Origin of the sequence: Hymenobacter psoromatis, from assembly GCF_020012125.1 — a bacterium.
Classification (GTDB): domain Bacteria; phylum Bacteroidota; class Bacteroidia; order Cytophagales; family Hymenobacteraceae; genus Hymenobacter; species Hymenobacter psoromatis.
The window spans coordinates 4,109,614-4,133,144 of sequence record NZ_JAIFAG010000001.1; the positions used below are offsets into that span (position 1 = coordinate 4,109,614).

The window sequence follows — 23,531 nt, forward strand, 5'->3', positions numbered from 1 at the left end:
AATGTTAATTGATAGGTGTTAAATGACCTAAAGGATTCCTGCTATGCCGTTGATAACCAGCGCAACTAGGGCCGTATTGAAGACGAAGGAAATGAGGCCGTGCAGCAGTGCCAGCCGGCGAATATTACGCCCACTGATACCAACGTCGGCGGTTTGAGCCGTCATCCCGACCACGAAGGAGAAGTAAGCCATGTCAAGGTAGTCGGGTTCTTCTACTTTACCTGGGAAGTCGAGGCCGCCCACATCGCGGCCCTCGGGGTCAGCGTCGTAGTACATGTGCGCGTAGCGAAGCGTAAACACGGTGTGCACCAGCAGCCAGGAGCCCGCCACCGCCACGCCGCTCAGGGCAATGTGCCGGGTGAGCATAGCCGGGCTCATGTTGTGCGTGGTGCTGAGCAGCAATATCACGGCCAGCAGGCTGGCCGCTGCCGCCACCAGCACAAACACAAAGCTCAGCAGCCGGCTCAAATCTTCTTTGGCCGCGATGGCCCGGATGCGGTCGGCATCGGCCGAATTCATGCTCAGCCAGATGAGCGCTAGCGATGTAGCAGTAAACGCATCCCAACCAATAATGAGGCGAATGAGCACCGAATAGTGGGCCGGACTCAGCGCCCAGGCTCCTACCCCGGCTCCTACCCCGGCTATTAAGCGCATGGTGGCCGGCAAATGACCCACGCGATGCCACAACGAGGGCGAAACAGTATTTTTTTCCACACTTCAAAGTAACGCCTGCGGACGCGCCCCGCCAACTGGCCAGCCGTTCGGCACCGACCAGGGCATCCGGTAGTTTCGCTATTTATTCCGTGCTTTGCCCCTATGAACGACGCGCCCCTCTCCGGCCTCTACCGCCCCTCGCTGGCCCTGCTCACCGACCTCTACCAGCTCACAATGGCCTACGGGTATTGGAAAAACAACCTCCACGAGCGCGAGGCAGTGTTTCACCTTTACTTCCGCAAAGCGCCATTCGAGGGCGGCTACGCCGTGGCGGCGGGCCTGGCCCTGGCCGTAGACTACCTGGAAACGCTGCGCTTTTCGGACGATGATATTACCTACCTGGCCGGCCTCACGGGCAGCAAGGGGACCCGGCTTTTCCCTGATGAGTTTCTGGCCTACTTAAGGGCCTTAAAATTCACCTGCGACGTGGATGCCATCGCCGAGGGCACAGTCGTATTTGGCAATGAGCCGCTGGTGCGCGTGCAGGGCCCGCTGCTGCAAGCGCAATTAGTAGAAACGGCCCTGCTCACGCTCGTCAATTTCCAGACCCTCATCGCCACTAAGTCGGCCCGCGTGCGCGACGCCGCCGGGCCGACCGACTCCGTGCTGGAGTTTGGTCTGCGCCGCGCCCAGGGGCCCGACGGCGGCCTCGGAGCAAGCCGCGCCGCCTACCTCGGCGGGGCCGATGCCACCAGCAACGTGCTGGCCGGCCAGCGCTACGGCATCCCGGTGCGCGGCACTCACGCCCACAGCTGGGTCATGACCTTTACCGATGAAAAAGACGCTTTTCGCGCTTACGCCGACGCCTTTCCCGACGACTCGGTATTCTTGGTGGATACCTACGACACGCTCGACGGCGTGCGCCACGCCATCGAAGTAGCCCTCGAAATGCGTCAGCACGGCCACGAACTGAGCGGTATCCGCCTGGATTCAGGCGACTTGGCTTATCTGTCGAAAGAAGCGCGCAAGCTGCTCGACGCAGCCGGCTTCGAGGACGTGCGCATCGTGGCCAGCAATGATTTGGAAGAAAATCTCATCCTCAACCTCAGGCAGCAGGGCGCGCGCATCGATACCTGGGGGGTAGGGACGCAGCTCGTGACGGCCTACAACCAGGCGGCCCTCGGCGGGGTGTACAAGCTGGCCGCCCTGCGCACCGAAGATGGCCAGGGCTGGGATTTCACCATCAAGCTCTCCGAGCAGCAGGCCAAAACCAGCATCCCCGGAATCCTGCAAGTGCGCCGCTACCTGGGCGACGGCGGCCAGCCCCGCGCCGACATGATTTATAACGTGGCCGCCCCCGAGGCCCTACCCCCCTCCCCGACCATCATCGACCCGGCCGAGGCTACCCGGCGCCGCCCCGTGCACCCCAACGCGCCCTTCCTGGACCTACTGGCCCCGGTGCTGCGTCAGGGCCGCCTGGTGCAGCCACTCCCTACCCTGGCCGAAAGCCGCACCCATGCCCGCCAGGAAGTCAACAGCCTGGACCCCAGCATCCGCCGCTACCTCAACCCGCACGTGTACCCCGTGGGCCTGGAGCAGTCGCTCCACGAGTTCCGCACGCAGTTGATGCTGGCGAAGCGGCCGGTGCGGCCGGCGTAGGGAATTACTTAGTTGTATTTAGCCCAAAGACTGGGAAGAAGAGTAGGCAACTGCTCCTCTTCCCAGTCTTCGCCTTTTGTCTCTGTCTCAAAATCATAGTTCAGCCCGCGCTCACTTGCTACATCACGCGGAAAGCTTTCATCCTCTTCTTCCTTACCTGTTTTGTGCTGGTAAGCTTGCGTAGCAACGTAGAGCAATGACTCAAAATCGGGATTTACTTCTTCCGTGTCGATAGCGGCCAGCGAATCGGGGTTGCGAAGCGCTTGCGAAAAAACGTCTTCGCCTTGGCCAATGAGCCAGCAGCGGAAGTAGAGATAGGAGTCATCGGAAACGGAGCCCAGAATAATTTTTTGGGCTGCCATCACCTTGAAATCATCCGCCGCAATAATCTGCTGCCGAAGCAGGCATTCAAATTCTATTATCTGAGCAGGCTCGTGATTTTCTAAAGCCTTGATTAATAGAACTTCTTGTATCTGCTCATCGCCGTTAGCTTGCTGGTGAGCTAAGTCAATAATGCGCCAAAACTCCTGTTTATCCATTCTACTTTTTGCAGTTAACTATTGGGTGGCAACTACGCCTTGACTAACTCTTGCATCAACCTCAGCATTTGGTTTACAGCCACATAACATGCCTGCTAATGCGGTAGCCAGAACTACTAAACTGATGCTACTCCTCAATGGCGATAATACTCATGCATACGTCAACTCTCCCGCCGCGACGCGCAGCGTCACGCCCGCCTCGGCGGTGAGGTAGCCGGCCACCTGGGCCGCGTAGCCGCTCTGCACGAGCTGCTGCACCAGGACTTCGGCCGATTCGGGGGGGGTAAGGAGCAGCATCCCGTTGCCCATGTTCCAGTAGAGGTAGGCGGTTTCGGCCGCGATGCCGCCAATTTCGCAGAGGCGCTGCATGGCGGGCAGCGGCGCGAAGAGGTTGTCGAGCACCGCGCCGAGGCCGTTTTTGAGCACGCGCTTGAAGTTGTCGGCCACGCCGCCGCCCGTGATGTGGGCCGCGCCGCGCAGGGGTAGGCCGGCGTCGAGCACCGCCGTGAGGGCGGGCGCGTAGATGAGCGAGGGCGCGAGCAGGGCATCGCCCCAGGTGGCGTACTGGTCGGCATCGGGGCCATCGTAGGGGGTAGCGTGCCAGTTGTCGCCGAAGAGGCGCTGCAACGTCTTGCGGGCCAGCGAGTAGCCGTTGGAGCGGAACGAGGGCGAGCGCATGGCCACCACCGCATCGCCGGCCTGAGCAGCGGCCCCGCTCAGTGGCTGCGCCAGACTGGGGTGTAGCACGCCAATGGCCGTGGAGCACCAGTTGAAGTTCATGCGCGCGCCGGGGAAGCCGCCGATACGGTTGTCCAACTCAGCAATTTCGCCGCCCGTAATGGCGATTTTCGAGAACATGCAGGCATCGTGCAAGCCGCGCATCATCTCGTCAACTACATCATAGTCAAGGGTATTGACGTCGATGATATTCGACAGGTTGGTGGGTATGAAACCGGCCGCAATGAGGTCGTCGGCGGTCATGGCTACCAGGTCGTAGCCCAGCGTATCATACTTGTCGAGGCGCTCGGCCAGCTCGATTTTGGTCCCAATACCGTCGGAGCTGATGCCCAAGCGCTCCTGGCCGAAGCGGATTTCATTCGAGAAGCCACCGTCGAGGCCACGGGCGGGCTCGCCGGGCAGGCCAGCGCGGGTAGCGAAAGTCTTCTTCGACCAGTTATAGGCGTTTTTCGAGGCGGCGTTGCCGAGGTCGATGGAGTAGCCGGCGTCGGGGGTTTGGGCGTTGTTCATGCGGGGTAGGCAGTCTAAAAGCAGTTGTCATTGCGAGCCTCGCGAAGCAATCGCATCAGAACGACTCGGTCGGGTTTCAGGCGGGTGCGATTGCTTCGCGGGGCTCGCAATGACAACTAAATTGATGCTTAATAAATATTAATGCTCAGTTGGCAACGGGGCCTTGGCGCTCACCGAGGGCACCTTGTCTACGATACGGTGGCTCTGGCGCTCCTCCTGCACATGGCGCAGGTAGCGCGTTACGTCGCCAGTAGGGTACTTGCCGGTGAAGCAGGCGAAACACGAGCCACCGTGGCCGCGCTCCTCGGCGAACAAGTCCTCCAAGTCGCTTAAGTCCTGATAAATAACCTTATCAGCCTCGATGTAGCGGCAGATTTCCTCTTCCGTGTAGTTGGCGGCAATCAGCTCGGTGCTCATGGCCATGTCGATGCCGTAGATGCAGGGCGACACGATGGGCGGCGCACTCGAAATGAAGTAGACCTCAGCCGCGCCCGCCTCGCGCAACAGGCGCACGATGCGGCGCGATGTGGTGCCGCGCACGATGCTGTCGTCTACCACGGCCACTTTCTTACCCTCCACAAACGCCTTGATGGGGTTGAGCTTCTTCTTCACCACGTCCTCGCGCCCAGCTTGGGTAGGCACGATGAACGAGCGGCCCATGTGGTTGTTTTTCACCATCGCCCGGCGATAGGGCACGCCAATGGCTTCGGCCAGCCCCGAGGCGGCGAAGTAGCCACTACTCGGCACGTCAATGACCATATCGGGCTTTAAGCCGGCATCTACTACCTTGCGGGCCAGTATCTTACCGAGACGCACGCGTTCGCGCGCCACCAGGCGGCCGTGGATGGTCGAGTCTTCGCGGGCAAAGTAAATCTGCTCAAACACGCAAAACGCCTTGGGCAGCGCGTGCTGGTTTTTGTAGTGAACCTGGAAATTCTGGTCGATAAATACCGCCTGGCCGGGGCCGACGTTCTGCACAAACTCAAAATCCAGATAATCAAAGCAGGTGCTTTCCGAAGCAAAGGCGTACACCGGGCCGTCGGGCGTGTCGCGCCTACCCATCACCAGTGGCCGGATGCCCAGCGGGTCGGTAAACGCCAGCATGCCGTGCCCGGCAATGATGGTAACGGTAGCGTAAGCGCCCTTCACCAGCTCCTGGGTCGTCTCCACAGCGTCGAAAATATCGACTACCGAGAGGCTGTCCAGGTTCTTCACGCGCAGCTCCGAGGCGAAGGTGTACATGATGAGCTCCAGGTCGTTAGTCGTCTTGGGCAGCACGTGATACTTCTCGTGCAGCAGCCTGGCCACGTCGCGGAAGTTGATAACATTGCCGTTGTGCACCATCGCCAGCCCGAAGGGGTAGCTCGTAGTGAAGGGCTGCGCCAGGTCCGAATCGTTGGCACCCTGCGTGGTGTAGCGCACGTGCCCGATACCGGTGTTACCGGTCAACTTCTTGGTATGCTTGGGTTTAAATACGTCATTGACCAAGCCTTGTCCCTTGTGCAGGTGAAAAGCGTCGCCGTCAAATGTGGCAATGCCGGCGGCATCCTGCCCCCGATGTTGCAGGGCGGTAAGGCCGATAATCATATCGCCTACCACGCGCTCAGGGCCGTGAAAACCTACGATGCCGCACATAATTTAATTGGGAGTTAAGAATTATGAATTATGAATTGGGAAGGGAGTAGGGGAAAATAGGACTGTCATTGCGAGCCTGCGAAGCAATCCTTCCTTGTCTACTGCTAACATCAGCGAGGCATGAAGGAAAGATTGCTTCGCAGGCTCGCAATGACAGATGACAGATGGCAACTCATCACCGTTGGGTAGTTTTATTTAGTAAATAAGCTAACGTTTCGGCATATAAAACGTGCTCCACGGCCAGGCCGCGGCGCTGCACTTCGGCCAGGGTATCAGCCCCTATCAAATTTACAACGCGCTGAGCCAGAATAGGTCCGGTATCGAGTCCTTCATCCACCAGGTGCACGGTTATCTTGGTTTCGGCCAGGTGGTTATCATACGCCCATTCATAAGCGTGCAGGCCTTGGTGCTGGTGCGTATCGGCAGGATGAATATTGACAATGCGGCCCGCGAAGGCTCGCACGAAGGCCGGCGATAGTACCCGCATATAGCCCGCCAGCACCACATAATCGGGCTGATAACCCCAAAGTATATCAACTACTTCCAGGTCAAAAGCTTCGCGCTTGCGGCCTTTCGAAGGCAGACTGGCGGTGGGCAAACCCAGGTCGGCAGCAGCAGCGAGGCCAGACGCGGCCGGGTCGTTGCTGAACACCACGGCCACCTCCGCTAGGCCCCGCAAAGCACCCGCGCGCACCGCCTCGGCCAGCGCCAGCATGTTGGAGCCGCGCCCCGAGAGCAGGATGGCCAGGCGCGCCGCCCTACCCCCCGCTGGCGGCGGCAAGTCATTGGTTGGCTGGGCTGCTTCGGATGCGCTGTTCATCACCTTAGTAGGCGCTCGTTTCGAGCAGGGGGGTAGGGCGCTGCCCGATGTCGGAGCGCACGTATTTATCCTGAAAATACACCAGTTCGGCTTCGGTATAAGCCAGCTGCACGGCCGTGGGCAGGTCGGGGCCATGCGATACTAGCACCGCGACCCGGCCACCATTGGTGAGCAGCTCGCCGTCGATTTCGCCCGGCTTCACGCCACCCAGGTACAGTTGCGTACCCTGTCCCTGATTACCGATACCATGAATCGGGAAGCCCGTTGGAAACTCCGCCGCCGGGTAGCCGCCCGAAGCCAGCACCAGGCCCACGAACGCGCCGGGGCGCTGCCGCGTCACGGTCTGGGCCAGGTTGCCATCGAGCGTGGCCACAATGAGTTCGAGCAGGCTGCTTTCCAGTGCGGGCAGAATCACTTCGGCCTCGGGGTCGCCAAGGCGCACATTGTATTCGAGCAGCTTAGGGCCGTCGGGCGTCAGCATTACCCCAAAGTAGAGGAAGCCTACGAAGTCGAACGGCTCGGCTTGCAGGCCGCGCAGTGTGGGGTCGATAATATCGCGGCGGATGGTAGCCAGCCAGTTATCATGCAGAAACGGCACCGGGCAATACGCGCCCATGCCACCCGTGTTGGGGCCTTCATCGTTGGCTAGCAGCTGCTTATGGTCCTGAGCCGGGGCCAGCAGGCGGATGCGGTTGCCATCGGTGAGACCAATGAGGCTTACCTCAGGGCCGGTCAGCTTCTCTTCGAGCAGCACCGAAAACCAGCCTTCGTACAATTCGCGCAATTCGGTGAGGGCGGCCGTACCCTCGGCTACCGAGCTGCACACATACACACCTTTGCCGGCGGCCAGCCCGTCGTATTTTACCACTACCTGGCCTTGCAGCTCCTCCACTTTGGCCTGAGCCTCCGCCAGATGGTCGCTGCGGTAGCTCCAGGCGCGGGCCGTGGCAATGCCGTGGCGGCGCATGAAGTCCTTGCTCCACACCTTCGAGCTTTCGAGGGTAGCCGCCTGCCGGCGCGGGCCAAACACGCGGATATCAGTATTGAGAAAAAAGTCAGCCACGCCGGCGGCGAGCGGCGCTTCCGGCCCCACCACTATTAGCTTGACCTCCTGCTCATTGCAGAAGGCTTGAATGGCCGAAAAATCGAGGGCGCTGATACCAGGCACACTGCCGGGGATGCCGGCGTTGCCAGGCAGCACGTGCACAGTCGCGCCATCCTGGCGGAGCTTAATGGCCAAGGCGTGCTCACGGGCACCGGAGCCGAGGAGGACGAGATTTTTAGAAGTCATTTAGCGCAGAGTTTCGCAGAGTGAGCAAAGTTTCGCAAAGGCAGGCGAGTATTCAGCGAGACTCTACCAACTCTGCGAAACTTTGCGCTAAAAAATTACAACGCTTTTATCTCAGTATCAGCCGCTTTCAGCTTGGCTTTCGTAGCCAGAATATCGTGGCGCAGGCGCTCGCGCAGGCGCGGCGTGTTAAGGGCGCGCAGGGCCGCCTGGGCCGCGTTATCGGGGCGCACTACCGTGAGGTTGGGCGTGCCGCTGGGCATGATGACCGACGAATTCAGATTCATGGACAGCTCGGCGTAGTCCTTCCACGGCGGGCACGAGATAACGGGCACGTTCACGTTGGCAGCCAGGGCGCCACCGAGGCCGTTGCTGAGGCCGGCCACGGCGATAATCACGCCGGGCTCGATGGAGCGGTTCCAGACTTCGGCCATCGGGCCGATTTCCTCGCCGTTTTTGTGGGCCGAGCACACGCGCAGCTGCGTGAATACCTCGTAGCCCTCGAAAAACGAGCGGATTTTCTGGCAATGCTCTTTGTCGGCGGGCGAGCCCATTACAATGTTCACCCAGGCATCTTTCATCAGACCGGCTTTTACCAGGTTGCTGACCAGACGGTTGGCTACGTTACCGCCGGTGGCGGTTTCGTCGGCCGTGGCCAGCGGGTGGCCCACAATGCGCTGGAAGATATCGAGGTAGCGGTTGGTGGCTTCCTGGGCTACTTCGGGGGTGAGGGCGCGGGGGTATTTGCCTTCTACCTTGTTGGCAATCAGCCACTGGCGCACGTACTCCTTGTCCATCTGCTCGGCGCTCTCCGGGTTTTTGGCGTAGTCGGCGGCGCTCCAGAAACGCGACGAGTCGGGCGTGTGGATTTCGTCAATTAGAATCAGCTCGCCGTTCAGCAGGCCAAACTCATACTTGGTATCAACCAGGATGATGCCCTGCGAGGCCAGCAAATCGGAGCCGACTTTGAACAGCTCCAGGGCTTTCTCGGCCATCTTATCGTACAGTTCCTGGCTCACCCAGCCTTCGCTTACGAGGTTTTCGGGGGTGATTTCGCGGTCCGACTCCTCCTTAGTAGTCGGCGTCACGATGGGGGTAGGGAACTGCTGGTGCTTGGTGAGGCCGTCGGGCACGGTCACGCCCGAGAACGTGCGCTGGCCTTTCTGATAGCCGCGCAGCATCGAGCCGGTGATGTAGTTACGCACAATCATCTCCACCTTAATGGGTTGCGCTTCCTTCACCAGCATGGCGTTGGCATCAATCATCTCCTTCACGTGGTTAGGGATGATGTGGGCCGTCTTGTCGAACCAGAAGTTAGCCAAGCCGTTGAGCACCGCGCCCTTGTGCGGAATGGCAGTTTCTAAAACGCTGTCAAACGCCGAGAGGCGGTCGGACACCACAATCAGACGGGTTTGGTCGTCGATGCGGTAGCTATCGCGGACTTTGCCGCGGTGCAGGAGCTGGAGCTGGGGGGTAGCGAAATGTGGGAGCGTGTTCATACCGAATAACTTAGGCGTGGGTGGTAGGCGCGCTAACCTCCTGCGCCCGGTGAGTGAGGTGAGTAATAATATTTTTGAAAATGGCCAGGCCTTCGCCCTCATCCGTTAGCTCGCCGCGGCGCTTTTTCATACCCCAATCGGGATGATTGCAGCCGGCGAGGTAGGCTTCGGGGTGCGGCATTAGGCCGAAAATATGGCCCGTGGGGTCGGTAAGGCCGGCGCAGTTGAGGTCGGCCCCGTTCGGGTTGAGGGGGTAAGTACCGGTTTCGAGGTCGTCGTGCCCGGCATAGGTCAGGCAGTTCAAGCCCTGATTCACGATTCTTTCGCGGGTGGTGGCGTCGGGCACTACCAGGCGGCCTTCGCCGTGGCGCACGGGCACCTCAAACGAAGTAAGCCCGCTCAGGAAGGGCGTGTTGGCCAGGGAGTTCACCACGAGGCGCACCCAACGGTCCTCATAGCGGCCCGATGCGTTGTGCGTCAGCGTTACTTCGGGCTCGAAGTTGCCGCCCAGGTTGGGCAGCAACCCCAGCTTCACCAGCACCTGAAAGCCGTTGCAGATGCCCAGCACGAACTTGCCGGCGGCCACAAACTCGCGGATGTCGCTGAGCAGCGTGCGGCCGGCGGCCCCGGTCTGGCGGTAGCGCAGCTTGTTGGCCAGCACCACGCCCGAACCCAGGTCGTCGCCGAACGAAAAGCCGCCCGGAAAATTCAGAATATCAAAGTCGTGGATGCTCACCCGGCCGTGCAGCACCTCGTTGAGGTGCACGATGGTAGCCTCGCCGCCCGCCAAGCGGTAGGCGGCGGCCATTTCCTCTTCGCAATTGATGCCGAAGCCGGTCAGGATAAGGGCTTTGGGAAGTTGGTTTTCGGATTCTATCATTTCAATAGCCTCGTCAGATACTTGTTGCTGTTAGAAGCTTCTTGCTATTTCTTTTCCTATGCCTTCGGGGTCAAGGAAACCTAGGCTTGTTTGGTCAAATGCTAAGTCATTTTCAAACACTTGAAAGAATGACGCAACTACATAGTAGCTAGCGCTATCACCAACTATTTCAAAACACTTCCGATATTCATTATCTAGGCCATTATCAATACCTGGGTAGCCGAATCTCTTTTTACCATTGTCTTGGGTAATAGAGACACCATTCATAAAAAATGCTGGCAACTGCACGTAAGCAGTATCGAAAAAAACAATGTCTGTATTGAAGCCCTTTTTCTCGTTTATTTTATCAGCTCTCAAAAGTAATTGGCCGTGACTGACTAGATAATCATACAAGATAAACTTCTTATTCGACTCATACAAAGCTTTAGAGAAGAACAACATAAAGGATTTTAACCTAGTAGCGTGGCCGGCTCCAAGCCAATCGTCTGGTTGACGGGGCCGTTGGTCCAGGCGGCGCGCAAGTCGGTGGTATTCAGGCTCAGTAGCTCGGTGGCCTGATGGCGCACGCGCAGTTGGCCATCGGCCGTAACGCGGCCCAGGCGGGTGGCGCGGTTTTTCAAAATGCTTTCGAAGGCTACTACGTCCTCGGGCGCTATGCTTACCACGAAGCGCGAGTGCGACTCGCTGAATAACAGCGCGTTCACCGATAAATCGGGGGGTAGGGAGCTCAGGTCGAGCTCGGCCCCTACCCCCTCGCGGCCGAAGGTGCACTCGGCCAGCGTCACGGCAAGGCCGCCGTCGCTGAGGTCGTGGCTGCTCTGGATGAGCTGCTGGTCATTGGCCTCGCCCACGAGGGTGTAAAGGGCCTTGGCTTTGGTAAAATTGACCTTGGGCACGTTGGCACCCAACTCGTTGTAGAGCTGGTAGAACTCCGAGCCGCCCAGCTCGTCGTAGGTTTCGCCGAGGAGGTAAATCACGTCGTCGGCCTGCTTGAAATCGGAGGTAACTACCTGGCGCACATCGGCTACCTTGGCCGTCATGGAGTAGAGGACCGTGGGCGGCACCGATATTTTCACCCCGTCGGCCTTGAAGTCGTTCTTCATCGAATCCTTGCCCGAGGTGAGCGGGATGCAATAGACGGCGCAGGCGTCGCGCAGGGCCTGGCACATCTGCACGAGCTTGGCGAGTTTCTGCTTACCGTCGGGGTTGATGGCGGGGTCGTAGACCGAGTCGGGCACGCAGAAATTGTCGTTTACCGACCAGAAAATATTGTCGCCCGGCGTGAGGTTGGGCAGTTTGCCGCCCACCGAAATAATCTGCCGCACGGCCTCGTCAAACGAGCCGGCCGACATCTGGTAGGCGTCCAAATCGCCCATGCGGGGCAAGATGCCGTTGCTCACGGCCACGCCCTCCCAGCTCTCGAAATTGAAGCGCACCACGGCCGCATCCTGCGGAGCCTGGCCGGTGGCGCCCATGAGGGGCTTCACAATGGTGCGGCCCTTCACCTCGTGGTCGTACTGCCGGATAACCGACTCGCGCGAACAGATATTGAGCGAGCCCAACAGTTTCAGCAGCACGTCGTTATAGTCCAAGGAGGGGGGTAGGGCGGGCTCCTGGGCGGCAGGCTTTGTGTACTCAGCCAGCAGGGTTTTGCGTGGCACGCCCTCGTGCAGAAACTCCAGCGAAAGGCCGGCAATGGGCTGGCCATCAAACAGCACATCGAGCGAACCCTCGGCGTTGAAGAAGCCGATATCGGTCAATTCGACCTCCATTTCGCGGCCCAGCGCCAGCAAATCAGCCAGCTTTTCGGGCGCTACGGCCAGCGTGAAACGCTCCTGCGACTCGCTCAGGAAAATTTCCCAGGGCTTGAGGCCAGGGTATTTGAGGGGCACTTTTTCTAATTCTACTACCGCGCCGCCGGGGATGAGCGCCAGTTCGCCGATGCTCGACGAGAGGCCGCCCGCGCCGTTGTCGGTGCTGCACCGAATGAGGCCGCGCCGGGTGGCGAGGATGAGGAAGTCCATCGCCAGTTTTTGGGTGATGGGCGAGCCGATTTGCACGGCCGTGGCGGGCGCGGCTTCGTCCAGCTCAATGCTGCTAAATGTCGCGCCGTGGATGCCGTCCTTGCCCACCCGGCCGCCGGCCATGATGATGCGGTCGCCGGGCAAAATCACCTTTTCCCAACTGTCCTTGCCGTCCAGCTGCATCGGCATGACCGCGCCGGTGCCGCAGTACACGAGCGGCTTACCGCGGTAGCGGTCATCGAAAATGATGGCCCCGTTCACCGTCGGCACGCCCGACTTATTACCGCCGTCCTCGATGCCCTTGCGCACGCCTTCAAAAATGCGGCGCGGGTGCAATTGACCGGTCAGCAAAGGCCCGTCGTAGTCGGGGTTACCGAAGCACAACACGTTGGTATTGAACAACAAGCGCGCGCCACCGATGCCGGTGGCCAGCGGGTCGCGGTTGTTGCCCAAAATGCCCGTGATGGCCCCGCCGTAGGGGTCGATGGCCGAGGGCGAGTTGTGCGTCTCGACCTTCCACACGAATAGCGACTCGGGGTTGATGCGCACCGCGCCCGCGTTGTCCGAAAACACCTTGATGAGCCAGTCGTTACCGTTGGCGCGCAGCTGCCTATCTACCTCACTGGTAGCGCCTTTGATAAAGGTTTTGAACAGCCCGTCAATCTCTTCCTCGGTGCCCGTTTCCAGGTTTTTATACTTGATAACGGCGCTGAATTCCTTGTGTTTGCAGTGCTCCGACCAGGTTTGGGCCAGTATTTCCAGCTCGCAATCGGTGGGGTCGGCGGGGAGGCCCAGCCCTACCCGCTCTTCGCGCAGCGAAGCTTGTGCAAAGTGGTCGCGGATGGCCTGCATTTCGGGCAGGTTGAGGGCGTACATGTTGTCTTTGCTGAGCTGCAAAAGCTGCTCGTCGCTGAGGCCGCCGAGCACGATGGTTTCGGTGCGGGCGTCGGCCCCGCCGCCGGGGCGCGGCGTGTAGTCGCGGATACCGTCGGCCACCGCACCTACTTCGAATCTGTTAATGAGCTTGTTACCCAGCAGCTCTTCGGCCAGCTTGCGCAGGTCGGAGGGGGATAGGGAATTCTCTACCCAATAAATTCGCTTCGAAAAAATGTGCTGCGTGCGGGTGTCGATGGCCTCGTTGCGGAAGTCGCTGAGCGCGTTCTGGACCGAGGTGCCTTCGTCGTCCGTCACGCCGGGGCCTTTGGCCACTACTATGTAGCTCTGGAAGCCCTCGGGCGCGGCCAGCTCGTCGATGGCCACGGTGTGCAGCACAGGGTCTTGCAGGCAGGCGGCGGCAAAGCCGGCCACCTGCGCGGCGGTGAGGCCGGGGTAGCGCACGGCATAGAGCGCCGCGCTGCGTACCTGGCCGGTGCGCAGGCCGAGGTGGCGGGCCGCATCGGCGGCCACGCGCTGGCCGTCGCCGTCGTGGCGGCCGGGTTGGAGGGTAAGGAGGATGGAATGCTGGTTGGTTTCCAAACGGGAAGGACGACCCTGGGGCCGCCCGTTAAGCGTTATGTAGCGCGGGCTTTCAGCCCACGACCCATTCAATTTCCTGACTCGCAGACTGAAAGTCCGCGCTACTTCGAGTCCGGCCGACTGCCGGGCTTCACGGCCGGAATTCCGGCCAGGTGCGCCGGCACTGCATCGGCCGCAAACACGGCCGCCTGCACCGGCAACAGGGCAAAGTTCGGGAAGGGAAGCTCAGCTTTCCCATTCGTCCGGTCAATTAATGACACCACCGCCAGCACTTCGACCCCCATTTCCCCCAAAACCCGGGCTACTTCGAGGGTGCTTTTACCAGTCGTAACTACGTCTTCGGCAATCACTACCCTCTCGCCGGGGGCCAATGTGAAGCCGCGCCGCAAAACCATTTCGCCGTTCGCATCGCGCTCCGTAAAAAGGGAGGGCACGCCGAGCTGGCGGGCCAGCTCGTAGCTCACTACCACGCCGCCCATCGCGGGGCCCACCACCACATCGGGGTTAATGTCGGCGGCGCGCAGGCGGCTGGCCAGCTCGGCCATGGCGGGCGCAGCCAGCTCGGGCTTGCGCAAAAAGCGGGCGCACTGCACGTAGGTATCGGAGTGCAGGCCCGACGACAGCCTGAAGTGGCCGCTCAGCAGGGCGCCTTCTTCGCGCAACTGCGCTTCGATGATGCTGGCAACTTCGGCGGGGGGTAGGCCGGGGGTGAGGATGGTTAGGGTATCCATTTAATAGAATAATAAAGAACGTCATGCTGAACGCAGTGAAGCATCTCTACCGCATCGTTGTCGCGGCTGGATTACTCTCGTAGTAAAGATGCTTCACTGCGTTCAGCATGACGTTCTTTTTTGTCAATTATTTATTTAACAGCGAAGCCGTTACCGGCCGGCACTCGTTTATCTCATTCATCAACTCCCGCGCCGCGGCCGCAGAATCCTCCGCCTGCCAGATGCTGCGCGAAGCATTAATCAGCAACCCGCCGCCATCGGCAAACAGGCCCGCTTTCAGCACTGCCGCCAAATCGCCGCCCTGCGCACCGATGCCAGGCACCAGAAACCACTGCGTCGGGCACAGCTGCCGCAGGCGGCTCAAAGCCGCCGCATCAGTAGCACCGGCCACGAGGCCGATGTTGCCGTGGGTCGCATCGAGGTCAGCGAGCATTTTGGCGGTGAAGTCGCTCACGGGCTCGCCGCTTTGCAACACGGCCTCCTGCACGGCCGACTGGTTGGAGGTTTTCGCCAGGGCGAACACGAACTTGCCGGGGCGGGCGAAGGGCACCACTGCATCGGCGCCCATGTAGGGGTTCACCGTCACGGCATCGGCCCCCACCACGTCGTAGGCAAACTGCGCATAGTGCATGGCCGTGTTGGCAATGTCGCCAAACTTGCCATCCAGGATAACCGGAATGCCGTCGGGCACGGCGGCCACCACCTGGCGCAAGAGCTGCGTGCCATTGCCCCGGCTCAGGAAAAAGGCCAGATTGGGCTTGAAGGCGGCGGCGTAGGGCGCGGTTTCGGCGATGACCTGGGGTAGGCGGCGCGTCACGTCTTCGTCCGAGCCGGTGGGGTCGAGGCCCACGCAGAGCAGCGTATTAGCCTGGGCAACGCGGGTGAGGAGCTTTTGCATAATGTAGCGAGGGGTAGCGTGGACTCTACGAGTCCGCGCGTTGGACAGTTAGCAATCGACCCACGCGCGGACTCGCAGAGTCCACGCTACAAACCAGGTAAAAACAAAAGCGCCCGGCGGGGCCGGGCGCTTCGTAGTCAGCAGCTTAGATTACATTTTCGCGGTTAATCAGGAAGGGCACGCACTCGCGGATGTCCGTTTGGCCGAGGATGAACTGCGCTACGCGGGCCATGCCTACGCCGGCGCCGCTATGCAGCTGCACGTCATACTCCTCGTGGAAGCTTAAGTACCACTCGAAGTCTTCGAGCTTCATGCCTTGGCGGATGAGGCCGGCCAGCATCGAGCTGGTTTCCAGCTTGTGGCGCAGCTTGGCACCGTCGAATTCCCGCTCGGCCGAGCCGGCCGACTCGCCAGCGAGGGGTAGCAGCAGGTCGCTGCTGTTCACCACGCGGGGGTCGTCATCGTTGTTGCGCATGTTGAAGAACTTGATGTCGGCCGGGTAGTGGGTGATAAAAATCGGGCCTTCCAGCTCGGTCAGGCGGTTCTCTTCGGCCGCGCCTAAGTCATCGCCCCACTGCAAGTCGGGGAAGCCGTTCGGCTTCAACAGCTCGATAGCTTCGGCGTAGGTTTTACGCTTGAAAGTCAGGTCGATAATATCCAGCGGGTCGCGGCCAAACAGGGCCAGCTCCTTGGCACACTTGATGGCTACCTCGCGGCAAGCCGTGTGCACGATGCCGGCCAGGTGGCCCAGCAGCTCGTCGAGGTCGCCTACGTGCTCGATTTCGAACAGGGTGAACTGCGCCAGGCGGCGGTTGTCAGCGTTCAGCTCCTTGCGGAAGCTCTGAATTTCGCCGCACACGCGGCCACCTTCCACAGCCTGGGTCAGCATCTCGATGTAAAGCTGGTTGCTCTGGGGCAGGAACATCTTCTTGCCGTCGTACCAGTCGAGGGTAAAGAGCGTGTCCGTGTTTTCGCAAGCACCCGTCACGCCCACAATGTGAGGCATGTTGTGGATGGTCACAAAGCCCTGCTCCTCACAATACTTGCGAGCGCCGCGCATCATCGAATCCCACACCTTAATAACCGCCATCCGCTTGGGGTCGGTGCTCAGGTTACGGTTGCCAGCGTGGGTGGCGGTCGAAGACAACGTAGCGGCGGCTACTTTCGGGGAAAGCGTGTTGGTATCCATACTGGAGTTGATGAGGGGAATTTGTAGTTAAGAAGAACTAAAAAAAACCTAAAATCTTAAAACCATAACGCGCCGGCCGGGCACAAAAAAACCGCTTCAAACGAATGAAGCGGTAAATCAAAAAAACGAAACGAAAAACGAATTACAGAACGACTGAAAAACGGGGCCAACGGCCTTCCGGTCCTCTCGCAGGGCGACCGATTGAGCCATCCCGCGCATCATCCACTGGTGGTTGAGTGCGTTCACAGTGCAAAATTACGCGCTCCTTTTTAGCGGCCATAGTATCATTGGCAAAAAACCTTTTTCCGGTTTCTGGCAAAAAAAGTTTTCCTGCGGCAGGCTAGGATTTTAGGCCCTTTTGGGGAGTCGCTGATGGCTCAAAAAAAAGTTGCGGTTAGCCCATCGTTTGTGTCTGCCGGTAAGACTAGCGTAACTTTGGCTCTTTATTTCGATAATGTTGCTCGCGCTGACTGTTTCAGCCTAAGTGCATTACGCCTGAAAAAGGCCGCCGCTCCTGCTGGGAGCGGCGGCCTTTTTTATTGACCAAAACAGCGCGACGAGCCTATTTAAACGCCTCATTCAGCACGCCCGCCAGCCGGATGCCGGCCTGCTGAATGCGCTGCTTCAGCTCGTCGGCGTGGGCGGGGTAGTAGCGAAAGTCGGGATTCGGATTCTGGGCCGCCTCGGCGTAGAGCTGGCCGGCGATGGTGTACGACTCGAAGAGCCAGTCGGCGGGGTCGGCCGTGGCCTGCCAGGTTTTGATAAGGGGGGTAGGCACGGCGCTGTCCTGCTGGCCCAGCTCGGTGTAGGTGAGGCCCTGGTAATCAAGCAGACCGCTGTCCCAGAGGCTGTGCAGGTTGGTATCCTTGCCCCGATAAGTCATTTTGATGTCGTTACCGCCCTTGTCTTCGGCCCGCCCGGTGTGCATGGGCTGGTGCATGTCGCCCACGATGTGTACCACAAAGGTGAGGGCTTCGGCTCGCTGCGCCTTCGTCAAGGCCGGGTCTTTCATCTCCTTAATTTTCAGCAGCAGTTCATTGTAGGCATTGGGCGTAGTCTGCGCTTTCACGGCTTGCAGGTACTGGTCGTGGCCCAGGCCCATCGCCGTGTTCACGTAGTGCCAGGGCGCGGTGTCCTTGTACTCGGGCAGGTAGCGCATCTCGTCGGGCAGGGTGCTGACCATGGCCAGCGACTGCGTGCCGAGCAGGGCAGCCACTTGGCGGCGGGCCTTTTCGGTGAGGTGGTTTTCGGCAATAATGCCGATAGCGCGATGGCCTTCCACGCCCCAGGCCCGGCCGGCCAGCGGCAGCGCCGCCCATAAAGCCAGCGCAAACAACAGTTTTTTCATCAGTAAAGCAAGGGTAGCAAAGCGCAAGAACACCGCCACCGGCCACGCAGTTGCAGCCTGCCGGTTACGGTTGCAGGAAGCTGATTAGTCTTCAGCAAAAATCTCGGTCCATTCCAGGGCCAGTCCGGGCACGGTGGCGACCGAAATAAGCCCCGGTTCTATATATTCCCCAGCCAGCTTATACTGGTCGTTATCAAGCACGTAGGCCGTTATAGTTTTCATGCCCGGATACACCATCCAGTACTCGCGCACGCCACTTTCCTCGTAGAGGTCAAACTTGGTTTTGGTATCGCGGGCCGTATTGCCGGGCGACACGATTTCGATAATCCAATCGGGCGCGCCCAGGCACCCCCGGTCGTCCAGCTTAGTCAGGTCGCAAACCACGCAGATATCAGGCTGCACGACGGTGGTAATCTGCTGGTCGCCATTTACACCGCCCGTAGTCAGGCGCACATCAAATGGCGCGATATAGACTTGGCATTTCTTACCCTTCAAAAACTGACGGATATTGGCAGCCATATTGAGCGCGTACACCTGATGCAAACGGCTTGGTCCTGCCATAGGCTGCATTAAACGACCTTTGATAAGCTCCACGAACTCGTCAAATTTCCAGGTCAGATAATCGGCGTAAGTATAGCTTTTGCTTAGGTCAAGCTGCGAAAATTGCGTGATGGGTTCCATAATTGAAGCCGGCTAGTGCTAGCGTAAAGATATCCCTACCCCCCTTAAAATTCCACGTGCAGGCGCAGGGCCAGGATATGCACCGGCCCCGGCAGGCGGTTGGTGTTGTAGCCGGGGTTAATCACAATTTGGTAATCGGGGCTGATGGCGGCGTGGTAGCGTGGAAAATCGAAGCTGTAATAGATTTCGCCAATGTATTCGAGGCCGTAGGCGAGCTGGCCGTCGCCGAGGATGAAGCCCGAGCCGCCGGCGGCCAGGTAGGCGCGGTGCGCCGCCGAGAGGCCATTCGCCACGACCGCCGCGCCGAGGCGGTCGGTGGGCCGGTGCCAGCGCGCGCCGGTGCTGGTGAGGCCCAGGCTCAGGCTGCGGTCAATTTCGGTGAAGGCCCAGGTTTCGTTGTGGCCGTCGTTGTAGCTGAAGCGGCCGAACGCGCCGACTTCCTTGCTCACTTCCTGCTCGGCATTGATGATGAAGCCGTACTTGGTGCGGCGGTCGGCGCGCACGGCCGTCACGTCGGGACCATCGGGGCCGGCTTCCTGCACGGCCAGCCGGTAGCTGCCCATCGCGGCTTGGTTGCGGAAGCCCAGCAGCCGCACCGCGCCGGGGTGGCCGTTCATGGTATAGGGCTTGGTCAGCTCGGCGGTCAGGGCCTGGGCCTTAGCGTAGTTATAGTCGAGGGTAGGGCCGTTGGCATCAGCGGGCATGGCCCCTACCCCGGCGCGCAGGGCCAGGGCGGGCGTAATGTACTCCAGCACCGCGCCCACGGTGTAGCCACGCACATTGGCGGGGTAGTCCCAGGAGCCAGCGCTCATTAGGCTCCAGTTGAAAAACTGCGTGCGTGGGTCGTGCGCGTAGCTATTCTGGTCGAAGTAGTCGGCCACGCTGAACTTGCCCACGTTTAGGGCCAGGTAGTGGGTAGGGCGTCGGCCGGCCACCTCGTTGAGGTCGTCGGGAAAATCTTCGGTTTCTGAATTCAGCGCCCAGATTTGGCGCACGTAGAGCCGGGCCAAATAAAGCTGCGGGGAGGGGTCGCCAATGCGGAAAGTTTCGCCGTTGGGCGCGCCGCCAATGCCGGTGGCCCCGCTCAGGCCGCTGCCGCCGGCCACCTCGGGGTTGAAATACACGGCCGCGTTCTTCCACAGCCGCCGCCCAATGAAGAGCGTACTGGTGAACGAGAGCTTGGCGTTTTCGCGGGCCAGCAAGCTGTGGTCGCCTGCGTAGCGGGGACTTAAATCCTGGTGCCACTGCTGGATAAGCGTCTGCTGGAAGTGCAGGCTCCAGCCATCATCGTCGCGGTGCACGGCATCGGGGGCCGAGGCAGCGGCGGGTGTTTGGGCGGGCAACGTGGAGGCGGGCGGCGTCACCTGGCCCTGTCCAAAAGCGGCCCGCGCCAGCAGGCCCAGAGCGGCCACGGTCAGCGCCCGCGCATAATAAAAAGTCATTCAATCAAAAAGGTGAGCCATACGGACAATCCACGCTCCGCAAAAGTACGCTCCCTACATAAGCCGAATTAGAATTTCATTAATAATTCATGTATTTTAGAAAAAGACAAGCCGGGTAACTCAACCTCCACAAGCCGGCACGTTTTAAGGAGAAGTCGCCGGCCTCCCTACCCCCCGGCCGCGCGAGCAACGCTGGCAAAGCCTCTACAGCAAGGTGCCGTGCAGAAAGAGATACGCCACGGTGAAGTAGATAACCAGCCCCGTCACGTCCACGAGGGTGGCCACGAAGGGGGCCGAGGAAGTGGCCGGGTCGAAGCCGACCTTGCGCAGCAGCAGCGGCAGCATGGAGCCGGCCAGCGAGCCCCACAGCACGATGCCCACCAGCGCGAAGCCCACGGCCAGGGCCAGCGGCACCCAGTGCGGGCCGTAGTCGCGCAGGTGCAGGCCCTGCCAGAGCGCAATGCGAATGGTGCCCACGATGCCCAGAATCACGCCCAGCGCGAGGCCGGCCAGCAGCTCGCGGCGCATCACCTGCCACCAGCGGCCCACGGTTACTTCGCCCAGGCTCATGGCCCGGATGATGAGCGAGGTGGCCTGCGAGCCGGCATTGCCACCGCTGCTGATGACCAGCGGCACGAACAGGGCCAGCACCACGGCCTTCTCGATTTCGCCCTCAAAAAAGCCCATTGCGGTGGCCGTAAACATCTCGCCCAGAAAGAGCACGACCAGCCAGCCGGCGCGCTTTTTCACCATTTTAGCCAGCGGAATTTCCAGGTAAGGCTCGTCCAGCGATTCGGAGCCGCCGAGCTTTTGCATGTCGCGGGTGTCTTCGCGCTCGCGCAGGGCCAGGATGTCGTCGAGGGTGACGATGCCCAGCAGCACGCCCGCCGCGTTGGTGACGGGTAGGGCCACGCGCTGGTAGCGGCGGAAGTCGGCCAGGGCCGCATCCTGGCTTTGCAGGGCATCGAGGCACACGAAAATATTGTTGCGCACCTGCTGCACGCGGGCCGTGGGCTCGGCCACCAGAAACTCCCGAATGTGCACGTCGTCAAGCAGTTTGCCCTGCTCATCCACCACGTAGAGCATCGTCACGGTTTCGGCGCTGGCCCCGTGCCGCCGAATATAGTCGAAGACCTGGGTCATGGTCCAGTCTTCGCGGATGGCAATGTAGTCGGGCGTCATCAGGCGGCCCACGCTGTCGTGCGGGAAGCCCAGCAGCTCCAGCGTCACGCGGCGCTCTTCGGGAGCCAGGCGTTCGACCTGCGTCTTGACGAAAGTGGCCGGCAGGCGCTGAAACAGGCCCGTGCGGTCGTCGGGGGCCATGTCGTTGAGCACCGCCGTTACCTGCTCGGGGGCCAGGTGGCTGAGCAGCCGGTTTTGCACCACCGGGGCCAGGTAGCCAAACACGGCCGCCGCCTGGTGCAGCGGCAGCAGCCGAAACAGGATAAGCAGCTGCGCTTCGGGCTGCTGGGCCACGAAGCGGGCCAGGTCGGGCGCGGGCCAGTCGGCCAGGGCGGCTTTGAGGGCGCGAAAATCGTGCTGGGCGAGGAGCGCGCGCACGTTTTCGGTGGGGGTAAGGGTAGCAGCGGGGGCCATGAGCACGGGCAGAAATCAGGGTTTGCCCGCTCTTACGTAGCTCGTCGCGAAATGTCACACCGTGCAGATAATCAACCCTTCTCTCACCAAAACCTCACTCACTGGCAGTTGTTGCGGTGGCGTTCATAGCCGGGCGGCCCAACCTGCGAGCGGCCAGGCTAGTTGAGGTAGCATGGTATGCGCCAGCCTACTTTTTCTACTGCTATGGCTTCTTCTTTGCTCGCTTCTTTCCATCCGTTTGGTGCCATCCCGGCGGCCGACCAGGCGCAGTTTCTGCTAGCCTGGGCCGGCCGGACGGTGGCCGAAGGCGAAGCGTTATCGGAGGCCGGGGCCAGTTGCCAGGAGCTGTTTTTTATTGAGCAGGGTGTGCTGCGCCTGGTGGCGCAGCCAGCGCGGCACCAAGAGGTAACGCATTCGTTTCGGCAGGCGGGCCAGCTCTGCACCGTGCTGGCCAGCTTCGAGCAGCAGGTGCCGACACCCCTGCGCATTCAGGCGGCTTGCCCGGCCCAGGTGCTGGCTATCAGCAAGGTGCGGCTGGAAGCCCTGTGCCAACAGCTCCCGTACCTACCGGGCTTGTTCGCGCAGCTCATTCAGCACGAGCTGCTGGCCAAGCTGCACCTGCAACGGGGTTATCTGGGGCAGGACGCGGCGGCCCGCTACGAGACCTTTTTGCGGTGCCAGCCCGAAATTGCCCGGCACGTGCCCCAGCGCATGATTGCCTCCTACCTGGGCATCACGCCGCAGTCGCTCAGCCGCCTGCGCAAAATCATGGGGTAGGGAGCGTTTTTACCATTTGGTAAGTCGGCCCGCCCGGACCTTTGCACTGAACCAACCCACGCAAAGCAATGAAAGCGGCCGTCCTGACAGAATTTGGCAAACCTCTGATAATAGAAGAGTTACCTGACCCGCAGCCCGGCGCGGGCGAGCTGGTAGTGGACATAGTAGCCGCGCCGGTGCTAGCCTACGCCGCCGACGTGTACGGCGGCCAGCGGCAATACCCGATGCTGCTGCCGCTGGCCGTGGGCTGCGGCGGCATCGGGCGGGTGCGGGCCGTGGGGCCGGATGCCACCCGCCTCGCGCCCGGCGACTGGGTTTTCTGCGACCCCACGGTGCGGGCCCGTGACCAGGCCTTCGCGCCCGACATCATGCTCCAGGGCCTGATTGCGCCCAGCCCCGCCGCACTGAAGCTGCAAGCGCACTTCCACCACGGCACCTTCGCTGAGCAGCAGTTGCTGCCGCTGGAAAACGCTACCCCGCTGGGAAATATTGACCCCGCCGATGCGGGCCGCTGGTGCGCCCTGGGCACCAGCCTCGTGCCCTACGGCGGCCTGTTGGCGGCCGAATTAAAGGCAGGCGACACGGTGCTCATCAGCGGCGCGACGGGCCACTTTGGCAGCGCGGCCGTGGCCGTGGCGCTGGCAATGGGCGCGGCCTGCGTCGTGGCTCCCGGCCGCAACGCGGCCGTGCTGGCCGACCTCACGCGCCGCTTCGGCCCCCGCGTGGTCACGGTGCCGCTCAGCGGCGATGAAGCCGCCGACACCGAAGCCATGCGCCGGGCCGCTCCCAGCCCCATTGCTATAGTGCTCGACCTCCTACCCCCCCTGCCCGACGCTACGCCGGTGCGAGCCGCTGCCCTGGCGGTGCGCCCCCACGGCACGGTGGTGCTCATGGGCGGCCTGCGCGTGGACCTGAGCCTGCCCTACGCCCACCTCATGCGGCACTGTATCACCGTGCGTGGCCACTACATGTATCTCCGTGAGGCCCCGGCCCGGCTGGCAGCGCTCGTCCATGCCGGCCTGCTCTCGCTGACTGATTTAGAAATAACCGACTTTCCGCTGGCCCAGGCCAATGAGGCGGTGGCACACGCCGCCGCGCACGGCGGACCGTTTCGCTACACCATTATCCGGCCTTAGGGAAGAGCGTA

Annotated in this window: 20 protein-coding genes; 3 read left to right on the plus strand and 17 right to left on the minus strand. The window is 61.0% G+C overall.

Annotation, left to right across the window (positions count from 1 at the left end):
• Window positions 1–27 precede the first annotated feature (27 nt).
• Window positions 28–714 carry a DUF1345 domain-containing protein gene (locus LC531_RS17735; protein WP_223652659.1) on the minus strand — a complete coding sequence of 229 codons (687 nt, stop codon included), beginning with the start codon at window positions 712–714 and terminating at the stop codon, window positions 28–30.
• A 102-nt stretch (window positions 715–816) separates the two neighbouring features.
• Between LC531_RS17735 and LC531_RS17740 the strand changes: the two genes are divergently transcribed.
• A complete protein-coding gene (locus LC531_RS17740) occupies window positions 817–2,313 on the plus strand; it encodes a nicotinate phosphoribosyltransferase (RefSeq protein ID WP_223652660.1) in 1,497 nt (498 codons plus the stop codon).
• Window positions 2,314–2,321: 8 nt separating this feature from the next.
• On the opposite strand, the gene LC531_RS17745 is transcribed toward LC531_RS17740, so the two are convergent.
• The 16 genes from LC531_RS17745 to mgtE all read right to left on the minus strand — a co-directional run bounded on the left by LC531_RS17745 (window position 2,322) and on the right by mgtE (window position 21,607).
• Window positions 2,322–2,852 (minus strand): DUF4240 domain-containing protein, encoded by a 531-nt coding sequence (locus tag LC531_RS17745; RefSeq protein WP_223652661.1) that lies wholly within the window; start codon window positions 2,850–2,852, stop codon window positions 2,322–2,324.
• A 150-nt stretch (window positions 2,853–3,002) separates the two neighbouring features.
• The gene (locus LC531_RS17750; RefSeq protein ID WP_223652662.1) at window positions 3,003–4,100 is read right to left on the minus strand and encodes an AIR synthase-related protein; all 1,098 of its coding nucleotides are present in this window, start codon (window positions 4,098–4,100) and stop codon (window positions 3,003–3,005) included.
• Window positions 4,101–4,238: 138 nt separating this feature from the next.
• Entirely contained in the window at window positions 4,239–5,735 is a 1,497-nt protein-coding gene (gene purF, locus LC531_RS17755) for an amidophosphoribosyltransferase (RefSeq protein WP_223652663.1), read from the minus strand.
• A 175-nt stretch (window positions 5,736–5,910) separates the two neighbouring features.
• A complete protein-coding gene (gene purN, locus LC531_RS17760) occupies window positions 5,911–6,555 on the minus strand; it encodes a phosphoribosylglycinamide formyltransferase (protein WP_223652664.1) in 645 nt (214 codons plus the stop codon).
• 4 nt (window positions 6,556–6,559) lie between these two features.
• The gene (gene purD / locus LC531_RS17765; protein WP_223652665.1) at window positions 6,560–7,846 is read right to left on the minus strand and encodes a phosphoribosylamine--glycine ligase; all 1,287 of its coding nucleotides are present in this window, start codon (window positions 7,844–7,846) and stop codon (window positions 6,560–6,562) included.
• A gap of 95 nt (window positions 7,847–7,941) precedes the next feature.
• Window positions 7,942–9,342, minus strand: coding sequence for a phosphoribosylaminoimidazolesuccinocarboxamide synthase (locus LC531_RS17770; protein ID WP_223652667.1), 1,401 nt, complete (start codon window positions 9,340–9,342; stop codon window positions 7,942–7,944).
• Window positions 9,343–9,352: 10 nt separating this feature from the next.
• Window positions 9,353–10,222, minus strand: coding sequence for a phosphoribosylformylglycinamidine synthase subunit PurQ (locus tag LC531_RS17775; protein ID WP_223652669.1), 870 nt, complete (start codon window positions 10,220–10,222; stop codon window positions 9,353–9,355).
• Between the two features lie 30 nt (window positions 10,223–10,252).
• Window positions 10,253–10,663 carry a hypothetical protein gene (locus LC531_RS17780; RefSeq protein WP_223652671.1) on the minus strand — a complete coding sequence of 137 codons (411 nt, stop codon included), beginning with the start codon at window positions 10,661–10,663 and terminating at the stop codon, window positions 10,253–10,255.
• Between the two features lie 8 nt (window positions 10,664–10,671).
• A complete protein-coding gene (locus LC531_RS17785) occupies window positions 10,672–13,722 on the minus strand; it encodes a phosphoribosylformylglycinamidine synthase subunit PurL (protein ID WP_223652673.1) in 3,051 nt (1,016 codons plus the stop codon).
• A 101-nt stretch (window positions 13,723–13,823) separates the two neighbouring features.
• Complete coding sequence (pyrE, locus tag LC531_RS17790) at window positions 13,824–14,453, minus strand: orotate phosphoribosyltransferase (RefSeq protein ID WP_223652675.1); 630 nt, start codon at window positions 14,451–14,453, stop codon at window positions 13,824–13,826.
• A gap of 127 nt (window positions 14,454–14,580) precedes the next feature.
• The gene (gene pyrF, locus LC531_RS17795) at window positions 14,581–15,351 is read right to left on the minus strand and encodes an orotidine-5'-phosphate decarboxylase (RefSeq protein ID WP_223652677.1); all 771 of its coding nucleotides are present in this window, start codon (window positions 15,349–15,351) and stop codon (window positions 14,581–14,583) included.
• A 145-nt stretch (window positions 15,352–15,496) separates the two neighbouring features.
• Window positions 15,497–16,540, minus strand: coding sequence for an amino acid--tRNA ligase-related protein (locus LC531_RS17800; protein WP_223652679.1), 1,044 nt, complete (start codon window positions 16,538–16,540; stop codon window positions 15,497–15,499).
• Window positions 16,541–17,102: 562 nt separating this feature from the next.
• Complete coding sequence (locus LC531_RS17805; protein WP_223652681.1) at window positions 17,103–17,888, minus strand: S1/P1 nuclease; 786 nt, start codon at window positions 17,886–17,888, stop codon at window positions 17,103–17,105.
• 84 nt (window positions 17,889–17,972) lie between these two features.
• The gene (locus LC531_RS17810) at window positions 17,973–18,569 is read right to left on the minus strand and encodes a Uma2 family endonuclease (protein ID WP_068339002.1); all 597 of its coding nucleotides are present in this window, start codon (window positions 18,567–18,569) and stop codon (window positions 17,973–17,975) included.
• Window positions 18,570–18,613: 44 nt separating this feature from the next.
• Window positions 18,614–20,011 carry a carbohydrate porin gene (locus LC531_RS17815; RefSeq protein ID WP_223652683.1) on the minus strand — a complete coding sequence of 466 codons (1,398 nt, stop codon included), beginning with the start codon at window positions 20,009–20,011 and terminating at the stop codon, window positions 18,614–18,616.
• A gap of 204 nt (window positions 20,012–20,215) precedes the next feature.
• Window positions 20,216–21,607, minus strand: coding sequence for a magnesium transporter (gene mgtE, locus LC531_RS17820; RefSeq protein WP_223652689.1), 1,392 nt, complete (start codon window positions 21,605–21,607; stop codon window positions 20,216–20,218).
• Between the two features lie 204 nt (window positions 21,608–21,811).
• Here mgtE and LC531_RS17825 point away from each other — a divergent pair, with 204 nt between their 5' ends.
• Window positions 21,812–22,384, plus strand: a complete 573-nt coding sequence (locus LC531_RS17825) for a Crp/Fnr family transcriptional regulator (RefSeq protein ID WP_223652690.1) — start codon at window positions 21,812–21,814, stop codon at window positions 22,382–22,384.
• A 68-nt stretch (window positions 22,385–22,452) separates the two neighbouring features.
• Entirely contained in the window at window positions 22,453–23,520 is a 1,068-nt protein-coding gene (locus LC531_RS17830; RefSeq protein ID WP_223652691.1) for a zinc-binding dehydrogenase, read from the plus strand.
• The last annotated feature ends 11 nt before the right edge of the window (window positions 23,521–23,531 follow it).